Source organism: Mesorhizobium loti (genome assembly GCF_003148495.1).
Taxonomy (GTDB): domain Bacteria; phylum Pseudomonadota; class Alphaproteobacteria; order Rhizobiales; family Rhizobiaceae; genus Mesorhizobium; species Mesorhizobium loti.
The window spans coordinates 14359-40142 of record NZ_QGGH01000022.1 but is presented as its reverse complement, the minus strand read 5'-3'; the positions used below and the strand labels follow the sequence as shown (position 1 = coordinate 40142).

Below are 25784 nucleotides of genomic sequence, written 5' to 3'. Positions count from 1 at the left end.
CTCATCACTTCTTGACCGAGGCGCAGCCATGCCTCAATTCCGTATGCTCACACCCTCATAAGGCGTTGTGTTAAGGATGTAGGCTACCTCGGTCCGGTTCCTCGCGCGAAGCTTTTTCATGACATTGCGAATGTGCACCTTAACTGTGCTTTCGCACATGTTGAGCTCGTACGCGATCACCTTGTTGGCCTTGCCTCGACGCAACGCTTCGATCACCGCCATCTGGCGTGACGTGAAAACATTGTCGCCTTGCGGCTGCTTGGCTGGTTGGCTGTCCTTGATCGCCTGGCCCGAATTAAAGAGAACACTGGGCGGTATGAAAGTGCCACCGGCGGCGACAAGCTGAATCGCCTTTGCCGCAACCTGCAAGCTGACGCTCGTTGGGATGTAGCCGCGCGAGCCGCTTTCTACTGCTTTGAGAATATCATCAAGGCTTTCGATATCCGACAGCATCACGATTCCCAGAGATGGTCTCGTCGCCTTGAGATGGGCAATCCGCGAAAGATGATAGTCTGCTTGAGAGTTCGACCACATGACACAGAGCAAGACGGTGGAAACGCGTTCGGTCTCCTCTTGACTGGCGGCGTCGAACGCTTCGACGGTCGGATAACGCTGGATGCGAAAGGATGGCTCGATGAGCTCAAGGCTACTGGCGAAGCAGTCGCACATCAGCGGCCTGTCATCGATAATCGCGATCTCCAACTCCCCCCGGAAGGGGGCAGGTCCGACATGATTGACATTGGCACCAGATGAATAGGCAGCCAGATCGATTTTGACCGGCTGATCGGTATTTGACAGGATTGTCATGGCTTATCCCCAACCCAAAGGTTCAACTCAACACGAGCGGAATTCACCCCAACGGAGAATCCGCCCTCGAAAACCCACCTCCTTAATGACCTCCTTAATGCATTAGTAATAACTTGCAGATTCCAGAGGCGGTGTGACAAAACGCACAGCGTGAATATAATCGCATATTTTTGATAGGATTAGACCGGAGAAAGGCAGATGTCGTGAGGTTGTGGCCGGCTCCACCAAAAGGTGTACCATCAACCAGAAGGGTGCCGGGCTGCACCCGATGCTGTCTGTAACCAACCGCAGGCAGGTATCTCACTCGAAGCGAGTTTCAGAGTTGTAAACGCTCGCATCCACCTACAAAGTATATCAAGTAAACTTGCAGTTGTATCATTGTGATACGAAAGTTTATCCTTGGAATCGCGTGCATTCGATTTTCAAGCAACGAGCCGAGAGACGGCTGACGCCTCCGCGCGCAGCCTCTGTCAATTTGGCTCTGCGAACGCGAAATTGATCCCTACTCGAGCCACTGCTGAAGGTGCCCGCCCAACTTAATGGCGAGTGCAACAATCGTCAGGGTGGGCATGTCATTCCCCCCGGTGGGAAAGACGGAACTCCCGGCGACGAAAAGGTTCGCGAGGCCGTGCACCTGGCACGTGGCATCGACCACGCCAGTCCGCGGGTCGTTGCTCATCCTCGTTGTGCCCATGTGGTGCCTGACCCATCGGTATGGGATATCGTCCCCGTAGGCTGGGGTCCCGTGGGCGCAAGCCAGGACATCGCTTCTGTGCCCCAACATCCGCATCTCGTCGGTGACGATCGTCTGCACTCGCTGAAGTGTGCGCCGAACGAGAGGTCCCACCCTCCATTCCAGCTTCACGCGCGGGAGACCGAATTCGTCAAGCCTTGTATCCAGCGTGACCCGGCTTTCCGGGTCCGGTTCCTGTTCGAGGATGGTATCAAAGTGGAAGTGCCCTGCCCACCGGCGTGAGCGCCCGATGCGGTCGATAGCCGACGCGATGGATCCTGCGGGATGGCGAAGGATGGTGCGGCCACTCTTGATAAGGTCACGATGCAGGCGTCCCTTCCGCAGCCAAAAAGCAAGATAATGCAACGCTTCGGAACCATCCCAATCGTTGGCGCAAGGTCCCGGCTTGATCCACGTCCGGGAGCCGAGAAGGCGTTCACTTTCCCGAATCTCTGGGCGCAGCGCCAGTCCGAACGCAGCGGTCACGTCACAGTGTTTTGCCTGCGACAGATAGGGCCTGCGAGCCTCAGCGGATGGCACGTGAAAGGCTATGGCGGCGTCAGGACGGCAGATCTGCAGGCTTCCCCATTTTACGCGGGGATGCTCCATGAAATAGCGGCCAACGAGGTCATGCTGGTTGCCTATCCCATTCGGCATCTGTTGGTTCGAAGCCAAGAGCAGGCGCGCGTTTTCGATCCCGCCGCAGGCCAGCACAAATGATCGTGCTTCGATCCGGAAACGCCTGTCTGGCGTACTGGCCACCTCGATGGAGCGAACCCATCTTCCGGATGTGTCAGTGTCTAACCGCAAGGCCGTGGCGTGCAGGACAACCTGCACATTTTTCGCCGCTTGCAGCCTAGCGCGCAGTGTCGCCCCCAAATCCGGGATGGGACTGAGAAAGCATCGTTCTGAAAAGAGCGGCCCATTCATAGGCAGAACTGCAGAGGCCGGCCATTCGGCTTGCAAGTCCTCGATGCCCAACAAACCGGCCGCTGTTTCATAGTGGGGGAGAAGCGAGTTACGGTCGACGGGCCATCCGCTCATCGGGATCCAAGACCGAGCCTCGAAATCGACGTGGTCCAGCATCTTGCACCACCCGCCCCAACCAGTTCTGCCGGTACTGCCGCCAAACTGTCGGATACGGCAAAGGTCGAGCGCCTCGTAGGGTCTGCCCACAGAGCGGCCGCGCGAAAGTCTTTGGCGCCAGTGTTCGTATGTCAGCCCGCCGCTCTCGATGATGCATACACGATGTCGCGTTCCTTCAAACTGTGAAGCCAGTGCCAAGCCGGCTGCGCCCGCCCCCACAATGCACAGATCTGCTTCCAGGCACGTACCGTGGGGAATGCTGTCGCAATCCTCTATCATGGCGGCATGAATCGCGAGCAGGCGGCCGGCGCGGCAAAATCATCACCCGAACAGCGCAAGGGAGAACTGAGGTTGAATGGCCGCAGAGCAATGCGGTCAGGTTCGTGAGGTCTGATCACTGGCGATCCGCTGTCCAAGCCTGATCCTCTTTGCCGCTTGCGAACGCAGTGCGGTGAAATTCGGCGCCACCAACGGGTAGTCGGGCGGCAAACCCCATTTCTTGCGATAGTCGGCCGGTGTCATTCCAATCGAGGTCAGATACCGCTTCAATGATTTCATCCTGCGTCCATCCTCCAGGCTAATGATGAAATCCGGGGTCACCGATTTGCTGATTGGTACGGCGGGAACAAGCTTCGGTTTGGTTTTTTCCGTGCCTCCCGCGAGGGCCTGCAATGTGCGGCCGACATTCTGGACCAGATCCACCAGATCAGAACGTGAGGCTCGGTTCCTGCTGACAAAGGCCGAGACAATCTTGACAGTTGATTCCAGGTGATCGACGGGGTCAGGGGCCATGGATCCGCTCTCGGCTGACGATGGTTGTCGTCCGTAGCCAAATGCGGAGCATGTCTGGATCGCTCGTCTGCCGAACTGCCCAACATCAAATCGGGAGCACGCGCCCCTGATCTCCCCCGCGCTTGGAACCCTTCAATGGCATCTCTAGGCGCCACTTCTGTCAATTGCCCTTGGTGGCGCTGAATCCATCCAAAAGTGGTAACCGATAGTGATGGCCAAGGTGCGCCCATTCGTCGGCCTCGCGTCCGCGTGCTGCGTTTGCTCGGTGTTTTCTTGAAATTCGCTGAACTCGATGCACCTCCTGCCCGATATCACTTAAATATCCTGCATATGCTTCACCCCATTGGGGAGTCCTAACTTCTAATTTTTGGCGACTGTTTCAAAATTACTCTAGGCGCATGATACCATTGTATTTTTTATTACTCAAGATAGCCCCTATTTATACATCGGTAATCTCGTGTCACACTGTCATCAAATGTGTCCAAGGCAAACGTGATTTTGAATAACCTTTCCCAGAGAATCCGATTATTAATTATGCGGGGGAGCTCGAATATCAGGAGACGATATGACCACTAAAGTTACAACGACGGCGAAGTTGCTGGTGGGGGCATTCTTTGCTCTGGGCACGGTCGGGATTTCCTATGCCGGCGCCGCTGGAGAGTCCGGCGTCCTAGTAAGTTCGTCCGGTGAGACCGGCGCCAAGGCTGGTGGTGCCGGTGAGACCGGCGGCAACGCTGGTGGTGCCGGTGAGACCGGCGGCAAGGCTGGCGGCGCCGGCGAGACCGGCGGCAAGGCTGGAGGCGCCGGCGAGACCGGTGGCGCTACCCTTAGCACTGCGTCAAGCGAGGCTGGAGGCACTGGCGAGGCTGGAGGCACTGGCGAAGCCGGCGGCAAAGCTGGCGGTGCTGGCGAGACCGGCGGCAAGGCTGGCGGCGCTGGCGAGACCGGCGGCAAGGCTGGCGGCGCTGGCGAGACCGGCGGCAAAGCTGGCGGCGCTGGCGAGACCGGCGGCAAAGCTGGCGGCGAAAGCGGCAAGGGCAGCGGTGCTGGCGAAAGCGGCGGCAAGGCTGGAGGCGAAAGCGGCAAGAGCGGCGGCGCCGGCTAGACTGACAAACGCCTGAGACTGTCGGATGCCGTTAAGTGAGCTATTCACTTGCCGGCATCCGCTTGTCCAACAACCAACTCCATCGTCGAGGTTGTGTCGTTGGAAATATCACCTTCGCCGCCACCGACCGGCACGGCACATCTCTCACGAAGCATGCCGCTGTTCTATGCGCAAAATACCGTCCTGTCGGTTGTCACCAGTCCGAACCAGTATAACGCGCGGCCTCCTTCCACAAAGCGAGCGCAATGTTTGGCGAACGAGCTTTCACCTCAAAATCATGACCTCTGTATTTTCCGGCCACGATCCACACTGTCTTTGAGCGCTGATAAACAGTGACGCCCAGAGAGCTGGCGACAGTTCGCCACCGGTCGTTACCCCCCATGAATTGTAGCCCTGTCGCCATGCAACTGCACATGACAACGACAATGCCAGACCAGAGTTGCACGGAATGTGACGACTTTAACACTTGCCCATCGGTTGCCATGCCGGTTTTGCCAACACCCTACTGTCGATCTCGTCCCCCGCTTGGCGCAAGCAAACTCCCGGAACGAGGGTACGTGTCGAATCCTACCAAGCGTGGAAGGCGCGAAAAACAGCAAGCCACCAAGGGACAAGAACGTCCCCTCACCCCGCCCAAAGGTTTAGCGGAAACGTCCAAAGGCTATCTGGGATCAATACAGCGGCGGCAATACCATTCACCGATGATCTGCGTGCAACGGCAGCCACTTCGCTTGGTATGCAACGCTTGATCGCCCGCCGTACCAACCTGCGGCGGGTAATTTTCTTCGGATGGCGCCCATGCCTGCACTACTCCACATGCCGCTTCGCGCAGTCACCAGTTGGATGATCGTAGGTAGGGTCTAGTTATGCCTGCACTGTCGCGAAGGACGTTTGCGCAGGGAGCTCTGTTAGGCCTGTCGCACTGGCTCGGCGTTTGCAAGCCGGCTGACGCGTACCACCAGCCAGGCGATGGTGTAACGTTGGTGGCGGAAGGCAGACCCGTCGTCACTCTGGTCACCCCCGATACGCCCAACGACTCTGTCCACTACGCTGCGGTGGAACTCAGCTGGCATATTGAAAAGGCCACCGGCTTCCAACCTGCCACAGTGACCGAGAGCAAGGTGACGTCGACCGGGCTCGGCAAGACCCACATCTTTCTGGGCGATACCCGGTTTGCGCGAAAGGCCGGAGTCGATTTCGACGCCTTGGGGCCAGAGTCGTGTGCGCTTCGCACCGTCGGCCGCCACCTGTGTATCGCAGGGCACGACACGAGCGGCAGTCCTGTTGACGTCAACACGTCCGCGGGAACGCTCTTCGGCGTCTACGAACTTCTCGATCGCTACTTTGCGGTTCGGTGGCTGTGGCCGGGCGAACTGGGAACGTTTGTTCCAAAAGCAGAGTCAGTAGTCGTTCCTCTTCAAGATCGCGTAGTAACGCCTCGATTCATGCAGCGTCAAGTGCGCACGGGTGCTGGTTTGAGGGCCAAAGATCATCCCGAGATGGGCTTCACCGCCGCAGCAGCTGAAGACTACATGAACGCCCAGGCTGCATTTCTGCGTCGCAACCGCATGGGTCGCCGAATCCCGGCGAAGTACGGCCATGCCTTCGTCGACTGGTGGCGGCAGTATGGCGCTGAGCATCCAGAATGGTTCCAGCTGGTCAACGGCAAACGAGGCCCCTCACGGCTGGGTGGGCGCTTCTCGATGTGCATTTCCAATGCGGGTCTGCACGAAGAGATTGTCTCGCAGTGGCGTCAGCATGGAGGCGATCGCCCGGGGCATCTTCCAACCTTCGTCAACGCTGTTGAGAACGACGTCCCTGGCCAATGCGAATGCGATGTGTGCAAGGCGCTGGATGGTCCCGAGCCGCCGAACTATCGAAAATTCATCCCGTCGAAGTCGAAGCTTGCCAGCAAGCCTTTCGTATCCGACCGTTATGCACGTTCCTGGCAAGCCATCCAGCAGAACGCTGCGAAATACAATTCAAACGCGGTTGTCGTGGGCTACGCCTATATGAACTACTTCGCCGCTCCGACATCGGGCGTAAAATTGGGCCCGAACATCATGATCGGATTTTGCCCATCATCCTGGTTCTATCCTCGAAGTGGCGACGAGCAAGACTGGATGAAGGCCCAGTGGCGCGGTTGGGCGGACACACAAGCTAAGCTTTTCATGCGGGCGAACTATTTTCTGGACGGATATTGTATGCCGCACATATTTTCGACCCAGTTCGCCGACGAATTTCAGAGCGCCGCGAACAACGGAATGGTCGGGACCGATTTCGATTCGCTGACAGGCCATTGGGCGACACAGGGCCCAAATCTTTACCTGTTGCTGCGCTTGCAGATCCGTCCCGAAGTACCCGCTAGCACCCTCCTGTCCGAATACTACTCAGCCTTCGGCCCGGCCGCGGCTGACGTGAGGAAATATTTTGATTTCTGGGAGGCCTATACGTCGGGTGGGCGCGCCCGCCTGCATGACACCTTTGAGGCTCTTGGGGCGTCGCGTTGGCGAAGCTGGGCGAAAGCGGCGCATGCGATCTATCCAGAGGAGAGTTTTGCACCAGCCGAAGAATTGCTCGACAGGGCAGCGTCCTCTGCAAACGGCGATCAGGAGGCGTCCATGCGGGTGCAATTCCTTCGATTGGGATTGCAGCACGCGAAGTTATGCTCTCTAGCCGCCGCCAAGCTTACGCTCGGAAATCCAGAATCCAGACACGAGAGAGGCAGGGTGGAACTGCAGGCGCTGTTGGCATTTCGACGAGCGAACGAACGCATGTGGATATCCAACTTGAATCACTGCGCGTGGGTCGAAAGCACGAGTTGGACGCTTCCAGGCGCGGCAGGCCAATCGCCGGATCCCGATCCGGAGTGATGCACGCCGGTGAATGGAAGTGGCTCATAAGGGAAGTTCTCGCCGCCGGGCCGCCAGCCAGCGGCTGCATTTTGGCAAGACCGCAGACGCTCGACTTGCGGCGGTCGTCCAGCCTCCAGCAATCGCGGCACGACAATCGCCGTTCGATTGCGCCACTTTTCCTGACAGGATCCCGACCTCACCCCTTGAAGGCATCAGCCTGCGTTTCCGACCGCATGCGGGGTGGGAAGCTCGAAAAGGTTGAACGCACCCGCCAGCATACGCGGGCGAGGTGCGCTCTTTAATGATCTGGCAGGATCGATAGGACGATCAGTTGCCCTTGCTACCCTTGCTGCCACCTTCTCCAGTGCCGCCGGACTTGCCTCCGGACTCACCGGCTCCGCCAGCCTTGCCGCCGGTTTCGCCAGCACCGCCAGCCTTGCCACCGGTTTCCCCAGCACCGCCGGCCTTGCCGGGTTCTGCAGCGCGACCTGCCTTGCCGGGTTCGGCAGCGCGACCTGCCTTACCTGCTTCCACAGATACAATTTTGGTCGAAGACTCAGCAAAGCTGGTCGTCGAGACCGAGGCAACAGATGCAGCAAGAGAAATTGCGGTAAGAACGCGTATGATCATGATAGACCTCCATAACATGGTGATAATCAGCCCCTGAGAATCTTGTCGTTTATTTTTTCCGGAAGATCGAGTCTTGTCTGACGATACGGCTGTCGGCATGTTTTATAATTTCTGAATCGATTTCCGATCAAAATTTACTCACCTCTCCTTCAAAAACAGGAGCATTAGCTATTGCTTGGATATCTGCATAGAACTTGCCAATCGATGCGGCAGTCGACAACAGTCGCCTGCATTGGCAGCAACGGCGAGCCATTTAGCGTGCTGTGTGGCCAAGTAGAAACTGGCATATCTATTTAGAATTGTCGGGCGTTCGATCGCCAGTGTGATCTGACTGTTCATTGCGTTCTTGACACCAGCCTGACAAATCCCAAAGTTCAGAAGCAACCATTTGTTAACCATCTGACAATGTTGTCGTGCGTAGATTCCGCGGTTGCTCGACGCTTCGGGCAAGGTACATTCCGGTTCCGACTTCCCGTCCCGATTTTTCCTGCACGAGCCGGGACGGACTTTGAGGACAGCAGGTTGATCAAGTTCCAACATCCCTGAGATGCGATCGCTGTCCAGGCGCGCCTGTCATTGCGAGGCGCTAAATCCGTTGACCTGTGTACTGAGCGGCTTCCATCCACAATGCGAGTACGATCGCAGGAGAACGCGCTTTGACCTCAAAATGGCGACCCCGGTGGCTTCCGGTGGCTACCCACACCGTTTTTGAACGTTGAAAGATCGTGACGCCAAGAGCATTCGCCCGATAAAAGATCTCTTCGTGATCGCGATGCATTGGCTCTGGCCTGCTGGCTCCCAAAATTGCCGACGACGGTGCTCGCCATCGCTAGGCGATATACTGGTCTATGTTCATATTGGGCCGCTGTCTTTTGCATTTGACATAGATGCCTGCTTTTACGCATCAGACGTCGCGTCCAAACAGCCCGTGCGACCGCGTCGCTGAGCCCCTATTGCCTGTAGATAGCTGGCCGCCACCAATTCCCACGATTGGACTTCCATGGGACTTCAGTCTTATTTGCGCTATTGCTAATATGCCTATAAATTGATCAACGCGGGGACACCCAATCCAACCCGCATGGCCGGTGTGGCGCAAAGCAAAGCTGTCCAACGCAGCGAGCCCCACCGGCCATTCGTTCCAGATAAAGCCGCGGCAAGACCTAGAGCAGTCCACCGTTTCACGGAAACGGCGAGCCGATGTAACCGTTTGTCTTGACGCAATTCCCAAGGGAAAGTGCTTTGCCCTTTTCCCTGGAAAACCGCTTCACACTTTTCCTGGAATGCTTGCGACGATTGTCAGTCGGCCGGAACGGCGCCACCTCCACCTCGACTTTGCCGCTTTCGAAACTGCTCATCGCACAAAAATGCCCGTATTATCCTAGAATTCAATCTACATAGAGTCCGTGCCCAAACGGTCAAGATCCAGTCTGTTGACCCTCCCTGCATAGAGCCAACCTTGTTGCGCGAGTGCTAATATAAGCGTAATCTGCGTGGTGCGGAGAGGAACACCAAGCTCCCGCCGCAGAGGCCGGGACAGGCGGCTAAGCGTCCCTCTCAGGCAGCCTTGCCGGTCATCTCGATACGGCTGGCGCCAAGAGCCACATCGGACCAAGACGCGATCACTCCCGTCACCTGACCCAAGGCGAAGGACCTTCTTGTCTATGGCGGATACCTGATCGTGGAGTGGTCGACACATAACCGAAACGGAGTAGTCCGATCATTCATCCCGTGATGTTGGAGACGGCGCTTACGTTATCAAGATTAGGGAGGCTAATCTAATATGGATACGCAGCTTTCTTATACAGAGACAGCATCGGCCCCAGGCTGGGAAAAGGGTCGAAATGGTGCAGAACTCTACGCCTGGGCGAATGCACGGGGCATCGCGATTTACCAGCGTTCAAAGACAGTATGGATTGCGGCAGGAAGCTATCGGGGCCGCAATTTTGAAGTCAAGGGACGTTCGCCAGCCATTGCGCTCGCATTGTGGGTGGAGGGCGCTCAATACACGGGTCAACGGTTTTACCTGATGCACTGAGACGCCATTGCCACAAGGTGCGCCACCTCGCAGACGGTCGCGCCTCCCAGCGTAACCAACCCGTCCCCCGCTCGTTAGCCCTATGCTGGTTGATCCCAGCTCCAAACTCTAGCCCGCCTTTTCCCAGGCGGGCTCTTTTTACGGGATAGCGAGGAGCCACAATGAAGAAGAGCTATGAGAAGCCTTCAAAAATCATCGCCATTCCCCGTCGTCGACAGTCTTTTAGCTTTGGTCACGCGAACCAAGGCCCGGTGCCGCACGGGCGCGGGCTTTTTTGTGCCGGCGGACCCAAGGGAGCCGTTGGTCCGCACCAGGGCTGACGTCCCCCTTCCACGCAGGGTCGAAGACCGGGACCAGACCGAGCAGCATGGCGGCCTCTGATATGAACTTTGCCATCTGCGAATCCTCGACCTGGCACCCGGGAAGCGCGAATCTGATCTCCGCGACAATCGCATTGGTCGACACCACGGCGCCCCGCCGTCGCCGTACGAGGCTACCAAGAATATAGGATTGAAGAGGCGGGTCTACCGTCCTTGAAGGGTCAACAAAAGTGCCCATGACCGTCACTCCATGCCGCGCGCGTTACAATCCACTTCAGAATGTGGGGGTCGATTTCACCCAATTCGGTGAGTTCGAGCGCGAGAAGTCTGGCGTATTGGCGCCTATTTCTTCCCGAGATGCGTCTTTCCACGCCGGATTTTCTGAAGGCGTTCCGTACGGCCTCGCAATCGAAGGCCGTCAACCTGTATTGATCTGCTGCCATTTCAGCCTCCGCTTAGCGGCGGGAGCACCTGAGTTGGCTTCCAAGCACCCGTATGCCTAGAATGGCGGGTGACGTACGTATTGTACGCTTTCGTACACTCACATGCGAGTCGTTTGCACTGAAACGACCTAGTATTCGTCCCAGTCGAACCTAACATCCTGATACTGTGCAGGAACGTTTTCATACGATCGGCATTCAAAGTCAGTTAGCCAAGGGAGGCTTTCATGACCCACTGCCGCGTCGACAGAGAGAGCTTGGAGCCGGCCGTTCAAAATTACTATCGAGGCAGAGCGCCAAGCTCGTAACGCCAAGACAGTGGAGATGCGCAATAGCGCCTATTCTTGGAAGCATTAGTTTTTCCACGCTGGAGGCATTGGATGGCGAGGGTAGCGTTGCTACGTGAATCGGTGAACTCCTCTAGCCGCCACCGTTGGCGGGAGCCGGGCCGCGCGGCGGTCGATGCCGGCTATGCAATTGCGGCCAAATCAATCTCCGTAATGTGCCAGCGGCCAAGATTTGCCGTGTAGAGTTTGTCGCCCTTGAAGGCGATGTTGGTGGGGTGAGCCAGGGTGGTCGCCGTTGGATCCTCGATCAGCACTTCGAGACCTCGGTCTTTTCGCCAGCGATAGATCCGGCTTGGCTCGTAGCATGAGATGAACAGCGAGCCGTCAGGCGCGAAGGCGACGCCATCTGGAACATTGTGCACGCCTTCGACGACAACTTTGCGCGCCCCTGCCGTGCCGTCGGTGCGGATCGGTACATAACTGATGCAAGGCGCGTTGCTCTCCACGACATAGAGGCCGTTGCCGTCCGGCGCCATGGCCATGCCATTGGCGAACGACATCGCCTCCTGGCACCACAGACCGCCCTCGCCCGTCTTGAGATCGTAGCGGAAGATGCCGGAGCGATTGTCCTCGCCGACACTGTCGGACACGTAGAGCCAGCCTCTCGCCTCGTCGACGATCGGATAGTTCGGCACACGGATGCCAGACGACGCGAAGTGCTCCATGCGCGCTGTCGCGGCATCCCAACGAAAGATCGCAGCATGCTTCAGGTCGCAGGCAAAACAGTTGCCGGCGCTGTCGAAGGCAATGCCCAGCAGAAAGCCATCCGTGCCGCCAATGCGCTCGACCGAGCTACCACCGGCGGTCAGCCGCAAGAGATCGCCGGTTTCAGTGCCGCACCAGATGGACCCATCGCTGTGGATGGCCACGCCCTCCGGATGCGCGACGCGTGGGCTGGTGAAGATGCCGTCGAAAAAGACGCGCGCGGCGGACATGTCGAGCAACGGCTTTGCCATGGATCAGCTCCTTGCGATTTGCAGCCTCTGCTGTTCGGCGATGCAGCGTTCAACCATGGCGCGGTCGGCCGCAAGGATCTCGGCGATGAGCGCACCACGCTCCTTGGCGCTGACAAATTCCAGACGACGCAGACCGAGCGGGTCGATGCGGTTTCGCAGGATGGCGAGCGTGTCGTTGGAAGGCAGCGGGACCTGCTGGCAGTCGGCATCGAACGTCACCGCAAATCCTGTGGCGTCGCGGATCTGCTGGTGCGTGATGCCAGGCATGGTTTCGACGACGGTCAATTCCCTGGATGTCTGATCGAGCCGAAAGACGCAGAGATCGGTGAAAACCAGCGCCTTGCCGGTGCGATAGCCCATCGGCTCGCGCTCGGCCGGCGTCAACAGCCCGCGAGCCGAACTGACAATCTCGACCTCGTCCACCAATGACTGGACCGAATGGCGGGGAATGTAGAGCAGGTAGTCGCGATGCATGTTGGCGACATCGGCCATGCCACCCTGCCCGGGCAACCGGATCAGGCCTCCGCTTGGTTTGCGTAGCGCGATGGTGTTGACGCGGCCGCGCCGGTCGACTTGCGCGGCACCGACGATCTCATGCGTCACCGCGCCCGCCTGATAATAAGTCGAGTAGGTGTCGTCGCCGCCGGCATGCGCCACCGCCGTCTCGCAATCGAGGCTTTCGATCAGCGACAGGATCATCGGGCTCGGCTCAATGTCGAGATGGCCGCAACTCATCGTCGCGATGATCATATCCGGCGCGTGCGTCGCCTTGGCCAGCCGGTAGGCGACGTTGGCTAGCGGCGACACCGCGCCTGCGCTGGCAAAGCTCTCATTATCGAGTTCGGCAGCGATGCGGGCGGCAATGATCTCGTCGACGGATGCGTTCTTTTTCTCAGGCGCCATCGCGGGCATGGCGATAACCGTTTCAGCACGGACTTTCGCAGCTTCTCGAACGGGAGCCGGCACGCCTTCGAACGGCAGGCGGAGATTGTGCGCCAGAGGCGTTTCCCTGACCGCGAATGCTTCCGACAATCTCTGATAGTCCGTGACATAAAATGGCAGGCAGGACGCCGGATAGGCGCCGCCCGGCGCCATTGCAATGGCCGAAACCTGATTGCGAGTGAGGATGCTCTGGCGCCCGTCCTGCCGCAGCGCCCCAACTGGGACGATTTCCTCGACCGTGACCAGCACCTGCCGCGCAGCACCCGCCATGGCGAAGTCCAGTGCACGCGGCCCGATGATCTGGACGTTGCCGTTTTCATCGGCGCGCTGAGCGTGGACGACGAATGTGTCGAGCCGCAGCGGCGGGATGAATCCGGTAGCGGTCCCTGAAATCGGATCGGGCTCGCCGCTCGCACCCGGCACGCGCGCCAGCATGTCGGATCCATCCGGCAACTGGAACGGCATTGACGGCAGGTTCTGCTGCGCCGCTCGCAGGGCCTGGATCATGGCCAGTGCCGTCCAATCGCGAACCGGTAGTACACCGCTCTCGGCAGCGGCGCGGAACCGTGGCGGAAGGCCAAAAATGTCGAGGCTGGAAAAGCAGAGGTCTATTTCCGCCACCGCATTCGCTTCGAGCAGCAGTTCGAGCGGCAAGCCGCCGGCCCAGCAAACATAACGCAAGTCCTTGATGCCGGACCGGGCGATCGCGCGCAGCAATGCGATCGGCAGGCGGGCAAAATGGTGGCCGCCGACGCCGAACGAGTCGCCTTGGCCGACCATCGCGCGCAGTCCCTCGACATCGGTGAAGTGTGGCCGGTTTGGTTTGACCAGAGACGTTGCCGTACGATCTGTCACAGCGCGGACGCCTCGATGCGATAGCGGGTCACGAAAGGCTTTTCGAGTGAGAATTCGAGCGCGGTCGCAATGCCGGATTGCGCGATCGGATTGTCGGCCAGCGCGGTCGCCGGGCCGAGCCCGAAGGGCGAGCAGATCGGCTCGATGCCGATGGCGACATGACGCCCATTCCACGGTGCCGCCTTGCGGCCGCGATTGGAGTACCAGAGCAGAAGGCTTGGAAAATGCTCCTTTTGCCACGAGAGCTCTACCCTGTAGCCGTCCTCGTGGTTGGTGAGCGCGGCCGTGCCGTCGAGGCCTTCGATCTGCAGCAGTTCCTCCGTGTCGGCAGCCAGAGGCAGCCGCGAGACGTCAACCACGCCGCCGGCGCGCGACGGCACGCTGGTCAGTTCGGCAAACGTCTTGTTCCTGGCAAACAGCGCCGTGCCGGGTTCGACATCGTGCGGGTAGGTGCGGCCTTCGTCGAAGCCACCGAGTTCCAGCGTGGCGGCGCCTGTCTCGAACGGCAGCCGGAACACCGGGTGCAGGCCGATCGGCAGGCGGCAGGCACGACGAACGACGATCTTGAATTCAATATCGATGGCCGGCGCCAACGGATCGGGTATCACCGTCCGCTCGACGCGCTCGACCGAGCTTCCCTGGGGATAGTCGAGCACCAGCGACAATGACCCGCTCTTACTGTCGCGCCAGGTCCAGTCATGATTGGAGCTATGGCCATGGATTTCTTCGCCAGGCTCAGGCGGACCCATCACGCGCGCCCAACTCTCGGGCCATCCCTCCGCAGGCACCGAATAGCCGAAGGGCACGCAGGGCCATTCGCCGCGCAACCGGCGCAGAATGCCCGGCAGCGCTTCCGCCTCCGGCTCGTTCGCCCAGGGTGCGATATGCATTGGCGAGATCTGCCGGCCATCCGCCAGCAAGAACGTGACAGGCGCCAGCATCGCGCCAAGCCGCTGGACGGTCAGCGCGCCATGCGCCCAGCCCAGCTCGCGATGGTCGTCGCCGGCATTCACGACCCGGCCTTCTTCAGCCGCGCAGTGCTCCTGTCGGCGAATTCCTTGACACGTTGCTGGCCGATCTCGCCGCGGTAGAGGTCACCCAGTCTATCGCGCTCCATGGAGAGACCATCAGCCAGATTGCCGGACACAGCATGCGCGGTCAGCATCTTCAGGCCCTCGATCGCGGCGGCGGGCTCGGCAGCGATCATTTCGGCAAGTTCCAGCGCGCGCGGCAGCAGCCGATCAACATCGACGATCTCGTTGATCAGGCCGGCAGCGACGAATTCGGAGGCCGGCACAATGGCGCCGGTCATCAGCAGAAGGTTGGCGCGGTTGCGGCCGAGCTTGGCGACGCTGCGTTGGGTGCCGCCACCGCCCGGGATCAGCCCGAGCTTGATCTCGGGCAGGCCGAGTTTCGCGAACTGGTTGGCGATAACGATATCGCAGCATAAGACCAGTTCCATGCCACCACCCAGCGCGAAGCCGTTGACCGCCGCGATCACCGGCTTGCGGTTGTTCTCGATCGCCGCGTACATGCGCGTGCCGGCAGCCTGGAAAGTATCGAACTCGGATGCTGTCTGGGCGGCATATTCCTTGATGTCGGCACCGGCCATGAAACCGCGCCCCTCGCCGGTCACCACGATCGCGCCGACGCCCGAGTCGTCCGACAATGCCTCGAAGGCCTCGGTGATCTCACTTTGCATCACCCGGTTCATGGCGTTGAGCTGGTCGGCGCGCCGGAAGGTGACGATCGCGACGCGGCCCGAAGTTTCGACCGTAAGTGTCTGATAGGCTCGCATCGTCAGGCCGCGTCCACGGTCATGTCACCGGACGCTTCCAATGCGGCAATCTCGTCCTTGGACAGGCCGAACTCGGCCAGGATCTCGCGGCCATGCTGGCCGACCAGCGGCGCCGGCCGCTCGATGGTTGCGGGCGTCTCGCTCATCTTGACCGCGGGTGCCACCACCCGCACCTTGCCGCCGCGCGGATGATCATAGCTGGTGATCATCCCCATATGCTTGACCTGCGGGTCCTCCGCCGCGCGGCGGATATCCTTCACTTCGGCGCACCAGATGTCGACTGCCAGCAGCCGCGCCAACAGATCCTGCGTGGCGAACTTCTTGGTCTCGGCATTGACCTTGTCGAACACCTCGTCGCGCTTGTCGAACAGGGTTTTCAGGTCGTCATAGACGGCAAGCTGCGGCGCCTCCAGCACCTCGTAGAGCGTCTTGAACGGGCTCATGGCGATCGATATGTAGCCGCCGTCCTTCGCCTCGTAGATGCCGAACGGCGCCTGCATACCGGGATGGCCAATGCCGGAATTGGGCCGGACGAAATCTTCGCCGAGATTGAGCACGGCAACATACTCTTGATTGAGATGCGCCAGCAGACCGGCCAGCAGATTGACCTCGATCTTCTGGCCCTTGCCGGTCTTCTCGCGATAGTAGAGCGCCGACAGGATGCCGTAGACCATGTTCATGGCGCCGATCTGGTCGGCGAGACCGGCGCCGGCGGGAACCGGGGCCTGGTCGCCGCGACCGGTGTTGGCAATCAGCCCTGCAAGTCCCTGGATCAGCATGTCCTGGCCGGGGCGCTCGACATAAGGACCTTCCTCGCCATAGCCGGAGCCCGAGCAGTAGATGATGCGCGGATTGACAGCCTTGAAGTCCTCGTAGCCGTAGCCGAGCTTGGCCAGCACGCCGGGGCGGAAATTCTGCACCACCACGTCAGCGCTCTTGGCCATCTCCATGAGGATGGCGTGAACCTTGCGGCTCTTCAGGTTAAGCGCGATCGAACGTTTGTTGCGGTTCCAGGCGAGGAAATTCGGGCTCTCGGAGCCGCCCACCCATTTGGCAAAGAAGGTCATGCCGCGGAACATGTCGCCGGCGCCGGCGCGCTCGACCTTGATGACGTCGGCGCCCATGTCGCCGAGCAGTTGGGTGGCGAACGGCCCTTGCAGCAGATGGCTGAAATCGAGGATGCGGACGCCTTCGAGGGCCTTGTTCATTTCATGTCTCGTTTCGTGTTGTCAAAGCAGTTCGGGCACGTAGCGGGGTGCTGCGGTCAGCCCGCCGTCGACGCGCAGGTCGGTGCCGGTGGTGAAGCCAGCGGCGTCGGAGGCGAGATAGATTGCGGCTTCGGCCACTTCGGAAGGCTCGCCGATGCGGCCGAGCGGATGCATCTTGACCCAGGCCTTGGCGAGGTTGCCGCCGATCTCCTTGATCAGCCTGTCGTTCATCGGCGTGTTGATGGTGCCTGGCGAGATCGAATTGACCCGGATGTTCATCGGACCGAACTCGACCGCCATCTGACGCGTCATTGCCATCACCGCGCCCTTGGCGCCAGCATAGGCGGTCCAGCCGTCGAGGCCGATATGGCCCTGCGCCGAGGCCATGTTGATGATCGAGCCGGTTTTTTGCGCAATCATGTGCGGCAGCGCGTATTTGCAGCCGCGAAACACGCTGGTCAGGTTGACGGCGATCAGCCGGTGCCACTGCTCGTCGGTCATCTCGTGCACCGGCATGCCGCCAATGGCGATGGCGGCGTTGTTGACCAGCACGTCGAGGCGTCCGGTCTTTTTGACGGCGCTGTCGATAAGGCCGGATATGTCGGCCTCCTGCGACACATCGCAATGCACATAGTCGGCACGGTAACCGGCCGCGCGCAGCGCCGCAGCGAACGCTTCCCCCGCCCTGTCGGCGATGTCGCCGAGGAAGACGTGCGCGCCCTCTCTTGCCATCGCCTCGGCGATCGCGTGGCCGATGCCGTCGGCGGCGCCGGTAATGACGGCGATTTTTCCTTCAAGACGAGCCATGTCAGCCTCCAATCGCACGCCGGCGCTTTGCTTCGTCGAAAGCGACCGCGGCAATGATGATCATGCCGGTGATGACCAGTTGCCATTCGGTCGGCAGCCCGAGCCCGCGCAGTCCGTTGGACAGGAACTGCAAGATCAGCACGCCGAGCGCCATGCCGCTCAGGCTGCCAATGCCGCCGGCGAGGCTGACACCGCCAAGCACCGTGGCGGCAACGACCTGGAACTCGAAATTCAGACCCGCCGTATGCTGCGCCGAGCCGACGCGGGCGGCCAAGATGATGCCGGCAACCGTCGCCAGCAGGGAGCTGATGATGAAGCAGATGAACTTGACGCGCCGCACATCGTAGCCCGCCAGCCGCGCCACTTCCGGATTGCCGCCGACGGCATAGATCTGCCGTCCGAACGGGCGATGCCGCATCATGTAGGCGAAGGCCGCGAGCAGCACGATCGCGATGACCGCCGAATACGGGATGATGTTGAACAAGCGGCCATCCGACAGCGCGATGAAGCTGTCGAGGGACGCATCGTCCGGGATCGCGCGCTGGCCGGTGTAGAGATAGACGCCGCCCCGCATGATGAACATGGTGCCCAGCGTCACGATCAGCGAATTGATGCCGGCATAGGCGGTGAGATAGCCGTTCACCGCACCAATGATCAGACCGAACAGCAGCGCGCCGCTGACACCGAGCAGCAGCGAGTTGGTGTCGTTCATGATGATGATCAGCGGCAGGGCAATGGTCGCGAGCAGCGATCCGATCGAGATGTCAACCTCGCCGGAAATGAAGACGATGGCGCAGCCAATGCCGGCGGTGAGCGCCAGTGAGGCCTGCCCGAGCACATTGGTCATGTTGCGCATGGAGAAGAAATTCTCCGCCGTGACGGAAAAGAACACGATCACCAGGATGAGGCACACGAGCAGCGCCAGTTCCTGGCGGGCGAAGAGCCGCGCCAGCAGGGATGGCGGGGCTTTCACGGAAGCGGTGCTTGCAAGGCTCATCGCTTGCTCCCTTCGAAGAGGCGGGCCGGATCGCAGGAAACGATGTCACGAAGCGTCATGGTCTTAGCCGATCGCCGCATTGAGGATTTTCTCCTGGGTGGCCTCTTCGCGCGACATGATCGCGGTCAAACGGCCTTCGCACATCACCGCGACCCGGTCGGAAAGACCGAGCAACTCTGGCATCTCGGACGTCATCATAACGACCGCCAGCCCCTCGCCGGCGAGCCGGTCGATCAGCGCGAATATTTCCGACTTGGCGCCAACATCGATGCCGCGGGTCGGCTCGTCGACGACGATCACCTTCAGGCCGCGCATCAGCCAGCGCGAGATCAGCACCTTCTGCTGATTGCCGCCGGACAGGTTCTTCACCTGCTGGAACAGGCTGGGGGTCTTGATGCGGAAGCGGTCGACATAATCCTGCACCGCTCGGTGTTCTTTCGCCTTGTCGATGAAGCCCATGCGGGCGAAGGCGCCGAGCGAAGCGAGGCTGGCATTCTGGTAGACAGGCAGCTCGCCCATCAGCCCTTCACTCTTGCGGTCCTCGGTAAGCAGGCCGATGCCAAGCTTGACGCCGGTACGCGTGTCGTGCGGCACGAGGCGGCTACCGTCGACGACGATCATGCCGGAGGTGATCGGGTCGTAACCGACGATTGCCTTGGCAAGCTCGGTTCGGCCCGCACCCATCAATCCGAAGAAGCCGAGAACCTCGCCGGCGCGTGCCTCGAAGGACACGTCGTTGAGCTTCCTCGCCGTGCTGAGCTTTTCCACGAACAGGGCGACCTTGCTGCCCGGCTCACCGCGCTTGCGGGGAAACAGATTGTCGATGCGCCGACCGATCATGTCGTGGATCAGCGTGTCGTTGGTGTGCTCGCCGATCGGCTTGGTCGAGATGTGGCGTCCGTCGCGCAGCACCGTCACCATATCGGCGATCTCGAAGACCTCGTCCAGCTTGTGGCTGACATAGACCACCGCGATGCCGAGCGCGGCCAGTCGGCGGATGACGGTGAACAGCAGCGAAACCTCGTTAGGCGTCAGCGAGGACGTCGGCTCGTCCATCACCACCACGCGGGCTTCGTGGGCGAGCGCACGGGCGATCTCGACCATCTGCTGCTGGCTGACCGGCAGCGACCCCGTCCGCGCCGCCGGATCGACGTTGAAGCCGATGCGATCGAAAAGTGCTGCTGAATCGGCGCGGATCTTCTTCCAGTCGATCGAGCCGCCTTTGCCGGTCGGATAGCCTTCAAGGAAGATGTTCTCGGCGACGGTGAATTCGGAGATCAGCGCGATCTCCTGGAACACGACCTTGATACCCTCCTTCAGGCTGTCGCGCGGCGACTTGATGTCGACCTCGCGGCCACACATGCGGATGGTGCCGGCATCCTTGCCGTAGACGCCGGCCATGATCTTGATCAGCGTCGACTTGCCGGCGCCGTTCTCGCCCATCAAGGCGTGGATCTTGCCTGGCTCCAGGGTGAAGTCGACATTGTCCAGCGCCACGACGCCCGGAAAGCGCTTGTCGATGCCGCGCAGTTCCAGCGCCGGCACGTTCGTGTCGATGGCCGCGCCTTCGCCAGGGTGGAGGAAATCAACGGACATTGGCTCTGTTCCGGATGATGTCGAGATAGGTTGCCAGGATGATGACGACGCCAGGGACCACCATCTGCAGGTCCTGGTTCCAACCGAGAATGATGATACCGTTGTCGATCACCTTAAGCACCAGCACGCCGAGCAATGTGCCGAACAGCGAGCCCCGACCGCCGAGCAGGCTGGTGCCGCCGAGAATGACGGCGGCGATCACCGTCAGTTCGAAGCCGCGCCCGGCGGTCGGTTGGCCGGCATTCATCAGCGACGACAGGATCATGCCGGCGACGCCTACACACAGGCCAGTGACGATGAAGGCAAACAGCTTGAGGCGTTCCGAACGCACGCCGGACAGCCTCACCGCCTTTTCGTTGGCCCCGACCGCATAGAGGTAGCGGCCAAGCGTGGTGAAGCGCAGCGTCACATAGGCGACCGCGAAAATCAGTGCTGCCAGGATGACGGGCACCGGCACCGCGCCGACATAGCCGGCGCCGAGATCGGTGAAGCTGGTCAGTTGGTTGTGGTTCTGCACCGCTTCGCGTGTGAACAGATAGACGCCGCCCTGCAGCATCATCATCGTGCCGATGGTGGCGATCAGCGAGTTCACCCTCAGCCTGGTGACGACCAGCCCGTTGAACAGGCCAACCCCTCCGGCAAAGGCAAGTGCCGCCAGCATGCCGAGCGCGAGGCTGTGCGTCGAATTGAGCACGGCCATGCCGATGCAACCGACAAAGGCGAGCGACGCGCCGACCGACAGATCGACCTCGGCGGTGATGATGAGCATCGTCATGCCCGAGGCAACGATCAACACCAGCGCGCATTGGCGCAGGATGGCGATGATGTTGGCCTCCGAATAAAACTGTGGCGCCGCGATCGAGATGGCGATGCACAGCACCGCCAGGATGACGCCCAGCACGAGCTGGCTGCTGCCCAGAAGCTGGCCGCCGATAAAACGCCTGGGCGCGGAAGCGTGTGTAAGCTCGCTCATATCAGTCCATTCCCGAGCCGTTTTGCATCAGGCGCCGGAACCCGTCGCCTTGTCCATGCCGCCAGCGGCACCTGACTGCCCGCCCTTCCCGCGACGCGGGAAGGGCAATGTCGACCAGCCTTACTTCTTCAGGTCGGCCGAAGTCTTCATGCACTTTGCCGGTGGCTGCAGTGCGTTGACGGCATCCCATTTGATGGTGCGGGTAGTGCCGTCGTAATCGTAGAACTTCTTCCAGTCCTCGCCGTTCATCGGTGCGGTCGGGCTGACGATGTGCTCAGGCACTTCCTCGTTGTTGAAGAGTTTCACCGCGGCATCGATGGCGGTGAAACCTTCCTTCTCGGGGAACATCGCGGCTTCGATCCTGTAGGAAGGCTCGTTCTGCATCGCGTTGATGAAGGCAAGCCCCTCACCACCGGTGCCGACCGTCAACAGGCCATCCTGCGATTTGCCGGCCGCTTTCCAGGCCTGCAGGCCGCCGAGCGACGATGAATCGTTGATGCCGTAGATGATGTTGATGTCGGCGTTCTTTGCCAGTGCCGCCGACGACACTTCGAGCGCGCGGTCCGGATTGCCGCCGCCGTCAAGGTCGTGGACCATGACCGCGTCAGGGATGATCGTCTTCAGTCCGTCCATGAAGCCGTGCGAGCGCAATACCGTGGCGGAAAGCAGCGGCAGCCCGACATTCATCACCTTGGCAACGCCGCCCAGCTTTTCCTTGGCATATTTGCCGGCCTCGACGCCGGAGAAATAGCCGGTGTCATAGTCGCAGATGGCAACCATGGTCGTCATGCCCTTGACCGGGTTGCCTTCAAGCACCACCGGGATGTTGGCAGCTTTGGCTTGACGCAGCAGCGGCACCACACCTTCTTCATTCACGGGGGTGATAATCAGCACATCAACGCCCTTGGCGATGAAGTCTTCGGCCGCGGCGACCTGCTTGGATATGTCGAGATTGGCGTCCTGCACCTCGACCTCGATGCCGAGTTCCTTGCCGTGAGCCTTCATGCCCTTGATGACATTCTGGTACCACTCATGGGTGGCGTAGTTGGTGACGTAGCCGATCTTCTTCGGCATGTTTTGCGCTTGGGCGGAGGCGGCGGCGAAGGCGACGGCTGCCGCCGAGGCAAACAGCATTGTTTTAGACCAGTTCATACTCTTCTCCCAATTTTCATCAGTACGGTTCAGTCTTAGAACGGTAGGCCCGCCGTCCCGGGTTGCAGTCAAAGTGAGGTCGCGGCGTCACCCGCACCGAGAGCTGCGGAAACCTTGTTGGCGGCAGCCATGGTACGCTCAAACACTGTCTCGCGATCGAAGCGGGCGGCCTTCTGCGGCAAGAAGGGAACCGTCAGTGCCGCGATCACGGCGCCGGTGTGGTCTCGAACCGGCATAGAAATGTTGATGCAGCCATCGACGGCCAGAGAGGAGCGCATCTCGAAGCCACGATCCAACGCCTCTGCGAGCCGCACCTCGATTTCGGCACGCGACCCCTGCCCTTCACCGGCAGCGACGATGCGCTCGACGATGGCATCGCGATCAGCCGGGCTCTGGTGTGCCAGGAGCACGGCGCCCGAACTCGTCTCCATGATGGGGAAATGCGAGCCCAGCGCCACCGAATAGCGCATCGGCAAGGGCGAATCGATCTGCAGGACGACCAGGACATTCTGGCCCTCCCGCACCACCAGATGGCAGCTTTGATCCGCATTGGCCGCAAGCTCCCGCATGACCGGCAATGCGCACTCCACCAGCCGGTTAACGGGAGGATGCATATGGGCCAGTTCGAAGAGCTTGAGCGACAGACGGAAACGGTCGCCGCGCGTGCGCAAGATGAAGCCGCGTTTTTCCAGCAAAAGAAGGATGCGGTAGATTTCGTGGATGGAGCGGTCAAGGCCGTTGGCAATTTCGGTCTGGGTCAGCGCCTCGCCCTGCGCGGCCATGAATTCCAGGATATCGAGTGCCTTCTCAGCTGCCGGCGCGCGATATTCGCCGCGCCCGTTTTCGCCGTCATCAAATGCCCTGGTGACAGTGGCCATCACGCGACGCTCCGTACCGACTTCGTCGAGGGCCGCGTCTCGCGGTAACGCCGGTTTATCCAGGCAGCCAGTTCCGTGATCGACAGCTCGCCGGCGATGGCAGCCCCGACACGCGGCGCGGTCTCGCGGAAAAATGTTATGAAGCCGGCATGGGTAGGGCGCAGATAAGACGACTGTATCGTCTTCAGCGTATCGGCAAAGAAGTCACCCGAGGTGGCATTGACCGCCTTGTCCTGCCAGGCCGATAGCGAGCCGGGCTGCCCGCCGGCGCTGACATACTGGCCACGCTGGTTGTCTGGCGAGCAGAGAAACAAGGCATAGTCGATCGCCGCCTGCACGTTGCCCGACTGGGCGCTGACACCGATGCCCGCGCCACCAAGCAGCGCGCCGGCCGAACCCCGTGTCGGCGCGTCGGCGAAGCGCAGCTTCGGTGTTTCGCTGCGTGACGCATAGTTCACATAGCCGAAAGCGAACGGGACATAGACGACGTCGTCATTGGCAATCATGTGGTCGTAGCAGCGGATGGGGTTCCACTGCCGTGAGCCCGGATGCGACAGGTCCGACAGCTCGCGCAGCTGGCCGATGGCTCGTTCGACCTTGTCGCGGCTGATGAAATCGTCGGCCTCTTCCTGCGGATCGCCAAGCGTCAGCAGCAGGCACATGGCATCCGTCGGGACCAGAGGCAGGCCGAGCCATTTTCCATCCTTGCGGGTACGGCGGCCGAGATCGACAACATCGCCATGGGAGCGCGGGGCATCGCCATAGGCGGCCATCAAATCCGGTCGAAAAGACGCCACCTGACAGGCGGCATCGATCGGGAGTGCCCATTGGCGCCCCTCCCTGGCGTAGGATTGCCACGACTTGCCAACCGTATCCCGTTCGAAGACCTGGCGCTGCTCGCCGGTCAGATGCTCATCGAAAGGAACCATGAGCCGGCCACTGGCGATCTCGCCAATGAACGGGTGATCGAAGACGACGAGATCATACTGGCCGAGAACCCGGTCGATCGCCCCTTCGCCAAATTCGTAGAGGCTGCGGCGATCCCATTCGATCTCGAGACCGGGATGGTTTGCGCAATAGGGTCCGACGCTGGCGTCAAGCGGACCCCAACAACGCCTATGATCCCACGCCAATCCGCGTAGCTTCGTCATGCTCTTCAAATCCTCCCGGCGGCCGGACAACAGCCAGCCTTGCCGTCGACATAGCACTAATTTTCATTGGTGCAAACTATTTTCACTTACACAAACTGCGCAAATGACCTCCCAGCGATCCAAAGCAGCGCTTCAAGCCAGATCGAAACGTTCCACGGCGCGCATGATGCCACGCAGCTCGGCGAGGCCTTTCAGCCGGCCGATCAGCGAATAGCCAGGATTGATCCTGGTCTTGCCGATGTCGTCGGCGAGCAGATGGCCATGGTCTGGTCGCATCGGAATGCGCCAGTCGGCGCGGCCTTCCCTGCGACGGCGCGTCTCTTCCTGCATCAGAGCCAGGATGACATGCGCCATGTCGGTGCCGCCCTCGAGATGCTCAGCCTCATAAAACGAGCCGTCATCCTCGATGGTGATGTTGCGCAGATGAGCGAAATGGATGCGGTCGGCAAATTCCTTGACCATGGCGACGATGTCGTTGTCGGCGCGTGTCCCGTAGGAGCCAGTGCAGAATGTCAGGCCATTGGCGGGGCTATCGACGGCGTTGAGGATGAAACGCGCATCCTCGGCGGTCGAAACGATGCGTGGCAGGCCATAGAGCGAGAAGGGCGGGTCGTCGGGATGGATGCACATGCGCACCCCTTCCTCTTCGGCCACCGGAATGATCTCGCGCAGGAACCAGGCAAGGTTGTCGCGCAACTCCTTTGGTCCGATCGCATCGTATTCCGCCAGGGCCGCGCGAAAACTTTCCCTGTTGTAGCTGCGCTCGGTCGCCGGCAGGCCGGCGATCAGGTTGCGCTCGATCCTGTCGATCGCCTCGCTGCTCAACCCCTTCAGCCGCGCTTCCGCATCAGTGATGCGGGCGGCGCTGTAGCTGGCCCCGGCATTGCTGCGCTTCAGCACGAACAGGTCGTAGGCCGCGAAATCGATCGCATCGAAACGCAGTGCATAACCCGTCGTCGGCAGCCGATAGGCCAGATCGGTGCGCGTCCAGTCGACCACCGGCATGAAATTGTAGCAGATCGTCGCAATGCCGGCCTTGGCGAGCGCGCGGATGCTGTCGCGGTAGAAGCCGGCATAGCGCTCGCGTTCCGGTGCGCCGATCTTGAAGGAGTTATGGACCGGGATGCTCTCGACAACCGACCATGTCAGGCCAGCGGCCTCGATGATCCGCTTGCGCTCCAGAATGCTCTCGAGCGGCCAGGCACGTCCGTCATAGATATCGTGCAAGGCCGTCACCACGCCTGTCGCACCTGCCTGCCTGACATGCTCAAGCGTCACCGGATCACCCGGTCCATACCAGCGCCAACACTGTTCCATGAAG

The 25784-nt window shown here is 60.5% G+C and carries 21 protein-coding genes; 4 read left to right on the top strand and 17 right to left on the bottom strand.

Annotated elements, in window-relative coordinates; genetic code table 11:
* Window positions 1-33: 33 nt before the first annotated feature.
* From C8D77_RS34875 to C8D77_RS34865, 3 genes are all read right to left on the bottom strand, one after another.
* Window positions 34-807 (bottom strand): LuxR C-terminal-related transcriptional regulator, encoded by a 774-nt coding sequence (locus tag C8D77_RS34875; protein ID WP_109672157.1) that lies wholly within the window; start codon window positions 805-807, stop codon window positions 34-36.
* 502 nt (window positions 808-1309) lie between these two features.
* The gene (locus tag C8D77_RS34870; protein ID WP_170136909.1) at window positions 1310-2626 is read right to left on the bottom strand and encodes a GMC oxidoreductase; all 1317 of its coding nucleotides are present in this window, start codon (window positions 2624-2626) and stop codon (window positions 1310-1312) included.
* Between the two features lie 375 nt (window positions 2627-3001).
* Window positions 3002-3418, bottom strand: a complete 417-nt coding sequence (locus C8D77_RS34865) for a Ros/MucR family transcriptional regulator (protein ID WP_109672152.1) — start codon at window positions 3416-3418, stop codon at window positions 3002-3004.
* Between the two features lie 565 nt (window positions 3419-3983).
* On the opposite strand from C8D77_RS34865, the gene C8D77_RS37925 reads away from it, so the two are divergent.
* Together C8D77_RS37925 and C8D77_RS34855 are read left to right on the top strand one after the other, a co-directional pair.
* Complete coding sequence (locus C8D77_RS37925; protein ID WP_170136908.1) at window positions 3984-4523, top strand: hypothetical protein; 540 nt, start codon at window positions 3984-3986, stop codon at window positions 4521-4523.
* A gap of 866 nt (window positions 4524-5389) precedes the next feature.
* Window positions 5390-7396 (top strand): DUF4838 domain-containing protein, encoded by a 2007-nt coding sequence (locus C8D77_RS34855; protein ID WP_109672149.1) that lies wholly within the window; start codon window positions 5390-5392, stop codon window positions 7394-7396.
* Between the two features lie 309 nt (window positions 7397-7705).
* Here the strand turns inward: C8D77_RS34855 and C8D77_RS37920 are convergent, their stop codons facing one another.
* Window positions 7706-8008, bottom strand: a complete 303-nt coding sequence (locus tag C8D77_RS37920; protein WP_206534618.1) for a hypothetical protein — start codon at window positions 8006-8008, stop codon at window positions 7706-7708.
* A 1780-nt stretch (window positions 8009-9788) separates the two neighbouring features.
* On the opposite strand from C8D77_RS37920, the gene C8D77_RS37400 reads away from it, so the two are divergent.
* On the top strand, window positions 9789-10043 hold the full coding sequence (locus tag C8D77_RS37400) for a hypothetical protein (protein ID WP_127263302.1): 255 nt from the start codon (window positions 9789-9791) through the stop codon (window positions 10041-10043).
* A 161-nt stretch (window positions 10044-10204) separates the two neighbouring features.
* A complete protein-coding gene (locus tag C8D77_RS37915) occupies window positions 10205-10363 on the top strand; it encodes a hypothetical protein (protein WP_164548615.1) in 159 nt (52 codons plus the stop codon).
* A gap of 909 nt (window positions 10364-11272) precedes the next feature.
* Here C8D77_RS37915 and C8D77_RS34835 read toward each other — a convergent pair.
* From C8D77_RS34835 to uxuA, 13 genes are all read right to left on the bottom strand, one after another.
* Window positions 11273-12106, bottom strand: coding sequence for an SMP-30/gluconolactonase/LRE family protein (locus C8D77_RS34835; RefSeq protein ID WP_109672139.1), 834 nt, complete (start codon window positions 12104-12106; stop codon window positions 11273-11275).
* 3 nt (window positions 12107-12109) lie between these two features.
* Entirely contained in the window at window positions 12110-13903 is a 1794-nt protein-coding gene (locus C8D77_RS34830) for a CoA-transferase (protein ID WP_109672137.1), read from the bottom strand.
* Window positions 13900-14916, bottom strand: a complete 1017-nt coding sequence (locus C8D77_RS34825; protein ID WP_109672134.1) for an aldose epimerase family protein — start codon at window positions 14914-14916, stop codon at window positions 13900-13902. The genes C8D77_RS34830 and C8D77_RS34825 overlap by 4 nt, the downstream gene beginning before the upstream one ends.
* Window positions 14913-15701, bottom strand: a complete 789-nt coding sequence (locus C8D77_RS34820) for an enoyl-CoA hydratase/isomerase family protein (RefSeq protein ID WP_109672131.1) — start codon at window positions 15699-15701, stop codon at window positions 14913-14915. Before C8D77_RS34820 ends, C8D77_RS34825 begins: the two co-directional genes overlap by 4 nt.
* A gap of 2 nt (window positions 15702-15703) precedes the next feature.
* Complete coding sequence (locus tag C8D77_RS34815; protein ID WP_109672129.1) at window positions 15704-16909, bottom strand: CaiB/BaiF CoA transferase family protein; 1206 nt, start codon at window positions 16907-16909, stop codon at window positions 15704-15706.
* 21 nt (window positions 16910-16930) lie between these two features.
* Window positions 16931-17716, bottom strand: a complete 786-nt coding sequence (locus C8D77_RS34810) for an SDR family NAD(P)-dependent oxidoreductase (RefSeq protein ID WP_109672127.1) — start codon at window positions 17714-17716, stop codon at window positions 16931-16933.
* A 1-nt stretch (window position 17717) separates the two neighbouring features.
* Window positions 17718-18713 (bottom strand): ABC transporter permease, encoded by a 996-nt coding sequence (locus C8D77_RS34805; protein WP_109672125.1) that lies wholly within the window; start codon window positions 18711-18713, stop codon window positions 17718-17720.
* Window positions 18714-18776: 63 nt separating this feature from the next.
* Entirely contained in the window at window positions 18777-20309 is a 1533-nt protein-coding gene (locus C8D77_RS34800; RefSeq protein ID WP_109672123.1) for a sugar ABC transporter ATP-binding protein, read from the bottom strand.
* The gene (locus C8D77_RS34795; protein ID WP_109672121.1) at window positions 20299-21282 is read right to left on the bottom strand and encodes an ABC transporter permease; all 984 of its coding nucleotides are present in this window, start codon (window positions 21280-21282) and stop codon (window positions 20299-20301) included. The genes C8D77_RS34800 and C8D77_RS34795 overlap by 11 nt, the downstream gene beginning before the upstream one ends.
* Before the next feature lie 120 nt (window positions 21283-21402).
* The gene (locus C8D77_RS34790) at window positions 21403-22434 is read right to left on the bottom strand and encodes a sugar ABC transporter substrate-binding protein (RefSeq protein WP_109672119.1); all 1032 of its coding nucleotides are present in this window, start codon (window positions 22432-22434) and stop codon (window positions 21403-21405) included.
* A 68-nt stretch (window positions 22435-22502) separates the two neighbouring features.
* A complete protein-coding gene (locus C8D77_RS34785; protein WP_109672116.1) occupies window positions 22503-23312 on the bottom strand; it encodes an IclR family transcriptional regulator in 810 nt (269 codons plus the stop codon).
* Window positions 23312-24463 carry an extracellular solute-binding protein gene (locus tag C8D77_RS34780; RefSeq protein ID WP_109672223.1) on the bottom strand — a complete coding sequence of 384 codons (1152 nt, stop codon included), beginning with the start codon at window positions 24461-24463 and terminating at the stop codon, window positions 23312-23314. The genes C8D77_RS34785 and C8D77_RS34780 overlap by 1 nt, the downstream gene beginning before the upstream one ends.
* A gap of 132 nt (window positions 24464-24595) precedes the next feature.
* A complete protein-coding gene (uxuA, locus tag C8D77_RS34775; RefSeq protein ID WP_109672114.1) occupies window positions 24596-25780 on the bottom strand; it encodes a mannonate dehydratase in 1185 nt (394 codons plus the stop codon).
* Between the last annotated feature and the right edge of the window lie 4 nt (window positions 25781-25784).